Origin of the sequence: Pontibacter qinzhouensis (assembly GCF_008017455.1) — a bacterium.
Classification (GTDB): domain Bacteria; phylum Bacteroidota; class Bacteroidia; order Cytophagales; family Hymenobacteraceae; genus Pontibacter; species Pontibacter qinzhouensis.
Genome location: NZ_VRTY01000206.1, coordinates 1 through 1757, shown reverse-complemented (window position 1 = coordinate 1757; position 1757 = coordinate 1). Strand labels below are relative to the sequence as shown.

Annotated in this window: 1 protein-coding gene and 1 pseudogene; both read right to left on the bottom strand. The window is 45.5% G+C overall.

Annotation, left to right across the window (positions count from 1 at the left end):
* Window positions 1–814, bottom strand: a pseudogene (locus tag FVR03_RS24055) (hypothetical protein); the annotation flags it as partial.
* A gap of 394 nt (window positions 815–1208) precedes the next feature.
* Window positions 1209–1634 carry a thiol-disulfide oxidoreductase DCC family protein gene (locus FVR03_RS24050; RefSeq protein ID WP_147924316.1) on the bottom strand — a complete coding sequence of 142 codons (426 nt, stop codon included), beginning with the start codon at window positions 1632–1634 and terminating at the stop codon, window positions 1209–1211.
* Window positions 1635–1757 lie beyond the last annotated feature (123 nt).

The window sequence follows — 1757 nt, the reverse complement described above, 5'->3', positions numbered from 1 at the left end:
CCTCCCCCAGCTTCACGGCCCCTCCCCCCGGAGAAACGCGCCACTCCTCCACAACAAATGCTATATTGTATTCGCCCCGAATACAGGGCTGGTCCCACTCCAACTGCCCCGTTTCTGGGTCGAGGGTGAAGGTACTAGGGTTTGTTGGCGATGCACAGTTAAAACGAGTATTCGGCATTACAAAGCCTGGCACATTTATTACATTTTCATTTGCATCCCGTCGTCTGGGCACCACGAACTTGAAAGCAAGGCTGTCACCGTCTGCATCAAAAGCACCCGGGTTATGTACCCACTTCCGACCAACCAACGCTATGTCAACCGGGTCGACGGTAAGCACCGGTGTGCTGTTAAAGCCACGCAAGGAGTTGATATTAATGGTTGTTTCAATATGAAAGCTATGCTGATCAGATGGCGCCTGCAGGTTTTGAATGTTGGGATTCCGATTAACACCTTTCCAGGAAACAGTGTAAGTGCCATCTGCCGGATAGGTATATTGCCATCGGAAAATATGTTTTTCTGTCTGATTACCAATAGGTATAACCTGTGCCACATTCACACTGATATCACCAAGATTCCCATTATTGATAGTAACCGGGTTCTCCATTTGCACACCACCTGTATCGCGGTAAATAACCATGGTAAAGAAGAAGCGGCGTGGGTTAGGGTTTGGCGTTGTGTCGCGTTTGGCCGTAATGTCGCCAGCCCGAATATGCGTGGCCTGAACCGATGTGGAAGAAGCCAGCAATAACACAACCACCAGTGCAAACAGACAAGAGAAAGGCAGCAGGTTTCTTATAAGTAAATGTTCTTTCATATTTTTTACTTCCTAATAATGATGCAAATGATGCCAAAGCCAGCATCTGTTTTACGTGGAGTGACCTCTCCTCCCTTTTTCACTTTCGGTATCTGTCACAAACTAAATTTGCCTGATAGCAAGGTATGCTTCAGGCATCGATACATAAATATATAACAGGCTACACAAACAGGTACGTGCGCTTAAATTTAATCCTGAAGTAGAAGGTTACAAAATACCTTTTTAGCAGAATAGTACCCTTAGACACAATTATAATCTTTCGTTTCTCTGGTTTTTGCAGGAATAGCTTCTGTTAGTAAAGCAGAAGTGCCCCCAGGTAAGCTCTACGAAGATTTCAATATTTATATTTAGCTATACCTTATTTTTTTTTAGTTAAAGTAGTTGATGCGCAAGCTTAAGCCAAAAACCTGCTTCGCTGCTGATGTGTGGGCAATAGACATGCTTCTGCACGACCAGCAATATGGTAACGGTTTCTGGCTATAATCCGGTATATAGCATTGCGCATAAAAGCAGGAATTATAAGGCCAAGTTTCAAGGCTGAAAAAGGGAACCGCAGGTGCCCTGCAATCCGAAGGGCCGCATCAGATTCTACATATAATATCCCGTTTTGGAAAAACAACATCGAATCGGGCAAAGGCGCTTTAAGTTGAGCACCTGCCAGGAGCTTAAGCGCCAGCTCAGATTGAAGGGCCGCAAAATGCAGGTTCTGTTTTGTATTATGTTTTAGCACAAACTGAACACTCGCCTGGCAAAAGCCACAGGTGCCATCGTAAAAAACTAAAGGAGCTTGTTTCAATTTTTCTTTTGCTGAAGTTGTCATTTTATTTCTATTACCTGACGATTTCAACCCACCCTTTGTAACGGACTCTCTCACGGGCGGGGTCCAGGGTGAAGAACTCCACCTCGGCCTCGTAGAAGTACACCCCGTCGCTCACCCGGCCCC